Raw genomic sequence first — 5,797 nt, 5'->3', positions numbered from 1 at the left:
CTCGCGGACCTCGTGGCGGCGGCCGCGGACAACGCGACGGCCCACCACGTCAGCGGGACGGTGCCCTGGCTGGCGGGGGTCGCGGCCAGGGGCGGCAGGGGCCGGCTGGCGTACGAGGTGGCGAGGCTCACGGGGCTCCTGGTCCCACATTGACGACAAAAAGGGCAACGCGCGGCGTCCGGCAGGTATTCTCGCGGTGATCTTTTCGGGGGCCGAGGTGGGGGCGATATGGCGGTTGCACGACGGGCGATCCTGCTCGGCGGGCTTTCGGGCGCGGCGGGCGCCCTCGGGCTCGCCGGCGGCGGCTATCTGGCGATCGACCGGGGCATCCTGCCCGGCAGGGCCAGGGTCCGGGACGCCCTCGGCCTGACCGGCACCGACGGGACCGTCCCCGCCGTCCCCGGCGTCCCGACCCGCGAGTACAAGGTCAAGTCCCGTGCCCGTGGCACCGAGGTCACCGTCCTCACCATGACCCCGCCCGGCGCCCGCGCCGTCTGCCTGGCCCTGCACGGCCGCGACGGTGACGCCAGAAGCTGGCTCGGCCTCGGCCTGCCCCGCTTTCTGGCCGCGGCGACGGCCGTCGGGGTCCCCCCGTTCGCGGTCGTGGCCATCGACGGCGGCACCGACAGCTACTGGCACGAACGCCACCCCGGCGACGACCCCCAGCGGATGCTGACCGAGGAACTGCCCCGCTGGCTGAAGCAGCAGGGCCTGGCCGCCCCGTCGCTCGCCTTGGGCATCTCGATGGGCGGCTCCGGGGTCCTGCAGTACGCCAGGGCCAGGGGCGGCGAGCTGAAGGGCGTCGCCGCGATCAGCCCCGCCCTGTTCCCGACCTGGAAGGACGCCTCGTCGGTCGGCGCCTACGCCAGCGAGGCCGACTGGTCCGCGCACGAGCCGCTGCGGCTCGCCACCCGTGTCGCGGAGAACATCGGCGTCTGGTGCGGCCGCGACGACCCTTTCTACAAGGCCGCCCGCCACGTCCCCAACGCCGACCACACGGCCTTCGCCCCCGGCCTCCACACGGGCGGCTACTGGCTGCGCGTCCTCCCCGAAGCCCTCACCTTCCTCGGCGCCGCCGCGAAATAGGAATGCGGTGAATCGCGTCTTCCGTGGAAGATGTCCGCATGTTCCCGGTGATCAGCGATCTGTTCGAGCCCTCCGCCCTCCGTCAGGCGATCGAGAGCGGCCACGTGCGCGCGCAGACCCACCCCGACCTGCCGTACACGATCTTCAACTACACGGAGAAGGCCGTCTACGAGCGGGTCTGGGACGCGGTCACGCTCACCTGCCGGGGCCTGATCGCGGACGCCGAGGGCCGGATCATCGCCCGCCCCTACGGCAAGTTCTTCAACTACGCCGAGCACGCGCCGGGCACCCTCGACCTGGACGCTCCCGTCGTCGTCTCGGACAAACTGGACGGATCGCTCGGGGTGCTCTACCCCGTGCCGGGCGGGCACGCCGTCGCCACGCGGGGCTCGTTCACCTCCGACCAGGCGGTGCACGCCACGCGGGTCTGGCGGGAGCGGTACGCGCCGAACGTCAAGGTCGAGGACGGCGTCACCTACCTGTTCGAGATCATCTTCCCGGCCAACCGGATCGTCTGCGACTACGGCGTCCTGGACGATCTGATCCTGCTCGGCGGGGTCGATCTGGCGACCGGCGCGCCCGTCGACGCCCGCGAACTCGACTGGCCGGGACGCATTGCCGAGACCTTCCCCCACGCCACCTTCGGCGAGGCCCTGGCGGCCGTGCCCCGGCCCGGCGCCGAGGGCCTGATCGTGCGGTTCCCCGACGGTCTGATGGTCAAGCTCAAGCAGGACGACTACCTCGCCCTGCACCGCGTCGTCACCGGGCTCAACGCGCGGGTCGTCTGGGAGCGGCTGGGCGGCGGCGAGAGCGTCCGGGAGATCTGCGAGGGCCTGCCGGACGAGTTCCACGACTGGGTGCGGAAGGTCGCGGACGGCCTGGAGCGCGCGCGGGCCGAGCTGGCGGCGGAGGTCGCCGCCGCCCATGCGAAGATCGTCGCGGGGCTCCCGGACGGCTGGGGCCGCAAGGACTACGCCGCCGTCGCGGGACGGTCCCCGCTGCGCGGCTGGCTGTTCCTGGCCCTCGACGACAGGGACGCCTCCGCCAAGATGTGGCAGCACCTGAAGCCCGCCGGTGATCTCCGGCCCGTCAACGTCTCCGAGGACACCGCCTGATGCCCACCCTGCACATCACCCGGGGCCTGCCCGCGAGCGGCAAGTCCACCTGGGCGAAGGAGTGGACGGCGCAGGACCGCGCCCGCCGCGTCCGCGTCAACCGCGACGACCTGCGCACCATGCTCGACGACGGGCAGCACATCAAGGGCGTCACCGAGCAGCGGGTGATCGCCGCACGCGACGCGGCGATCACCCGGCTGCTCCGCGACGGCTACGACGTGGTCAGCGACGACACCAACCTGCCCCAGAAGATGGCCCGCGACCTGGCGCGCCTCGCCCACGCGGCGGGCGCGCAGTTCGAGGTCCACGACTTCACCGACGTGCCCCTGGAGGTCTGCGTCGAGCGCGACGCGGCCCGTGACCGGCCGGTCGGCGCGGACCGGATCCGTGAGCTGCACCTGCGTTTCCTGGCGGGCCGCAAACACCCGCTGCCGCTGCCCGAGGACACGGGCGCTCCGGTCGTGCCCTACGAGGCCAAGCCGGGAACGCCGAAGGCGGTGCTGGTCGACATCGACGGGACCACCGCGCTGATCTCGGGCCGCAGCCCCTACGACAGCAGCAGGGTCCACCAGGACCGGCCGAACACCCCGGTCATCGAGGTCGTCCGCGCCCTGCACGCCGCGGGCCACCGGATCGTCTTCCTGTCCGGCCGTCCGGCGGAGTGCCGGGCCGAGACGGCCGCCTGGCTGGACCTGCATGTCGGCGTCGCCTACGACGGCCTCCACATGCGTCCGACCGGCGACTCCCGCAAGGACTCGATCGTCAAGGTCGAGCTCTTCGACGCCCATGTCCGCGACGTCTACACCGTCGTCTGCGTCCTCGACGACCGGAATCAGGTCGTCGAGGCGTGGCGCGCCCTGGGCCTGACCGTCCTCCAGGTGGCCGACGGCGACTTCTGAGCGCTCGGGGACCCTTGACCTTTCCGGGAAGCGAGAGTTCAGATGCCCTCTCGCTTGGCCAGTTCTGCTGCGCAGCGGACTTGGTGGTGTTAACGTCACGGTGTGAGGGGCGAAGGGTGATTCCGGATGCTCCGAACTGCCGCGACGGATATGGCGTGGCATGTCGCCGCCGGGCGGGTGGAGACGTTAAACGCTTGTGGAGTTGAGGTAAGACCAGGACTTGTCCTGGCTCACGGCCGTGAAGCAGGAAGCCATGGAAGTGTCGCGTGAGCGGCGCAGGCCAGGATCTCCCTCCTTGAGGAGTGAGAGCGCGTCAACACGTGGAGCTGCCCGCTCGGTGCCTGGACCGATGTCGACACGGTCCAGGCCCGTTCGGGTAGCACGGTGGCGCGCCAAGGTCCTGCACATCGCCGGTCTCGACTACCACTCCACCTGCCTGACCTTCGTCTCCTGTCTGAAGGCCGTGAAGGAGTGGTCGCAGGCGAACCCCGGCCATGTGCCGATCGCGATCCTGCTGGAGTTCAAGGACACCCTCGACATCCCGATCAAGGGGATCCCGCCGGTCCCGCTGATCCCCTGGACCAGGGAGCGGCTGCTCGGCGCGGAGCAGGAGATCCTCTCGGTCTTCGCCCGCGACGCCATCCTCGCCCCCGACGATCTCCGCACACAGGGCAGGACCCTGGAGGAGTCGGTGCTCACGGACGGCTGGCCGCTGCTCGACGCGGTCCGCGGCAAGGTCATGTTCCTCATGGACGGCCAGGGCCAGCGCGCCGCCTATCTGGAGGGCAACCCGCTGCTGGAGAACCGGCTGATGTTCACCGCGTCGTCGCCCGGCCGTCCGGACGCCGCGTTCGTCCAGCTCAACGACCCGAACGCCGACATCGCCTCCCTCGTCAGAAAGGGCTACATGATCCGCACCAGGGCCGACGCCGACACCGTGCAGGCCCGTTCGGGCAGCACCGCGATGCGCGACAAGGCCCTGGCCTCCGGGGCCCAGTGGGTGAGCACCGACTACCCGGTGCCGGGGCTCGCCGCCCGGTTCGGCACCGGCTACTTCACGGCCCTGCCCGGCTTCGCCGACGCCCGCTGTAACCCCGTCAACGCGCCGGACGGCTGCCAGGCCGTCAGGGGCTGACCGTCGTGAACAGATAGGCCGCGAAGATCGCGAGATGGACGCCGCCCTGCAGGACGGTCGCGCGTCCCGGCACGATCGTCAGGGTCGAGACCACGATCGTCAGCACCAGCAGCGCGATCTGGGTGGGGCCGAGCCCCAGTTCCAGGGGGCCCTTCACCCAGATCGACGCGACGGCGATCGCCGGGATGGTCAGCCCGATGCTGGCCGTCGCGGAGCCGAGGGCGAGGTTGAGCGCGGTCTGGGTGCGGTCGCGGCGCGCGGCGCGCACGGCGGCCAGGGTCTCGGGCAGCAGCACCAGCAGCGCGATCACCACACCGACGACGGCGTGCGGCAGCCCGGCGTTCTCGACCGCGTCCTCGATCACCGGTGACTCGACCTTGGCGAGCCCGACGACGGCCACCAGCGACACCATCAGCAGCCCCAGGCTGGTCAGGGCGGCCTTGCTGGTGGGCGGGGGCGCGTGGTCGTCGTCCTCCATGATCCCGCCGTCGTCGGTGACGGGCAGGAAGTAGTCGCGGTGCCGCACTGTCTGGGTGAGCACGAACAGCGCGTACAGGCTGATCGAGGCGATCGCGGCGAAGGTGAGCTGGGCGGAGGAGAAACGCGGCCCCTGCGCCGTGGTGGTGAGGGTCGGCAGCACCATGGTCAGGGTGACCAGCGCGGCGACCGTGGCGAGCATCCCGCCGGTGCCCTCCGCGTTGAAGATCGCTGTCCGGTTCCGCAGCGCGGTGACCAGCAGGCAGATCCCGACGATCCCGGTGGTGCAGATCATCATCGCGGAGAACGCGGTGTCCCGGGCGAGGGTCGCGCCCTTCTCGCCGCTGGAGGCCATCACGCTGACGATCAGCGCGACCTCGATCACGGTCACCGCGACGGCCAGCACCAGCGAGCCGAACGGCTCACCGACCCGGTGCGCGATCACCTCGGCGTGGTGGACGGCCGCGAGCACGGCCGCCGCCAGCACGATGGCTACCACGGCGACGAGCACCCCGCTCATCGAGCGGCCGTAGGCGAATACCAGTGCCGCCGCGGCGACGCACGGCACGATAGTGGTCCAGCGCAAGGATCCCGCCCCCCGACAGATGATCTTCGGTGTCTACCCGTCAGGCCCGCAGGCACACCTGGACAGAGGCGACATCTGCGCTCTTCCTCCTGGTCAGCAGGATGACGCCGCGTGCCGCGAACGCCGCGGCGGCCAGCCCGGCCAGCACACCGAGCGCCCCGCCCTTGAAATGCTCGCCGAGCAGCGCCAGCCCGATCACCGACGCCGCCGCAGGGTTCACCAGGTTCTGGACGGCCAGCGGAGCGCCGAGCCCGCCGGAGTAGGCGGTCTGCGCGAGCACCAGCCCGGTCACCGACAGCGGCACGACGAGCGCGGCGGGCAGCACGAACGCGAGGCTCGCGGGCGATCCCAGGTTCTCGGCCGCGGTCTGGGTGAACGCCGAGGCGACCCCGAACGCGATCCCGGAGGCCGCCGCGTGGTGCAGCCCCGACGGGTCCGGCCGCAGCAGCAGCGCCGCCAGCCCCATCACCGACGCGATGGCGACCATGGTGACCTGCTC

5 protein-coding genes and 1 pseudogene are annotated in these 5,797 nt (G+C 71.5%); 4 read left to right on the top strand and 2 right to left on the bottom strand.

The features are described 5' to 3' along the window. Positions 1-228 precede the first annotated feature (228 nt). The 4 genes from ACYVE7_RS27910 (at position 229) to ACYVE7_RS27895 (ending at position 4,235) form a co-directional block, all read left to right on the top strand. Complete coding sequence (locus tag ACYVE7_RS27910) at positions 229-1,086, top strand: alpha/beta hydrolase (RefSeq protein ID WP_460368713.1); 858 nt, start codon at positions 229-231, stop codon at positions 1,084-1,086. A 38-nt stretch (positions 1,087-1,124) separates the two neighbouring features. Continuing rightward, positions 1,125-2,201, top strand: coding sequence for an RNA ligase (locus tag ACYVE7_RS27905; RefSeq protein WP_460368711.1), 1,077 nt, complete (start codon positions 1,125-1,127; stop codon positions 2,199-2,201). Continuing rightward, positions 2,201-3,100: a phosphatase domain-containing protein gene (locus ACYVE7_RS27900; protein WP_460368710.1), complete on the top strand. Its 900-nt coding sequence runs from the start codon at positions 2,201-2,203 to the stop codon at positions 3,098-3,100. Before ACYVE7_RS27905 ends, ACYVE7_RS27900 begins: the two co-directional genes overlap by 1 nt. 349 nt (positions 3,101-3,449) lie before the next feature. Next, a complete protein-coding gene (locus ACYVE7_RS27895; protein WP_460368708.1) occupies positions 3,450-4,235 on the top strand; it encodes a Ca2+-dependent phosphoinositide-specific phospholipase C in 786 nt (261 codons plus the stop codon). On the opposite strand, the gene ACYVE7_RS27890 is transcribed toward ACYVE7_RS27895, so the two are convergent. Further along, positions 4,225-5,298, bottom strand: coding sequence for a calcium:cation antiporter (locus ACYVE7_RS27890; protein WP_460368707.1), 1,074 nt, complete (start codon positions 5,296-5,298; stop codon positions 4,225-4,227). The two genes, ACYVE7_RS27895 and ACYVE7_RS27890, sit on opposite strands and share 11 nt — an antisense overlap. Before the next feature lie 40 nt (positions 5,299-5,338). Continuing rightward, positions 5,339-5,797 (bottom strand): annotated as a pseudogene (locus tag ACYVE7_RS27885) (hypothetical protein); the annotation flags it as partial.

This window comes from Actinocorallia lasiicapitis (genome assembly GCF_054778695.1).
Note: the sequence above shows the minus strand (reverse complement) of the source record. Positions and strands in the feature narration are given on the sequence as shown.

Excerpts from the sequence above, each read along its gene's own strand:
- ACYVE7_RS27905 (WP_460368711.1), top strand. The coding sequence starts at position 1,125 with ATGTTCCCGGTGATCAGCGATCTGTTCGAGCCCTCCGCCCTCCGTCAG.
- ACYVE7_RS27900 (WP_460368710.1), top strand. The coding sequence starts at position 2,201 with ATGCCCACCCTGCACATCACCCGGGGCCTGCCCGCGAGCGGCAAGTCC.
- ACYVE7_RS27910 (WP_460368713.1), top strand. The coding sequence starts at position 229 with ATGGCGGTTGCACGACGGGCGATCCTGCTCGGCGGGCTTTCGGGCGCG.
- ACYVE7_RS27895 (WP_460368708.1), top strand. The coding sequence starts at position 3,450 with ATGTCGACACGGTCCAGGCCCGTTCGGGTAGCACGGTGGCGCGCCAAG.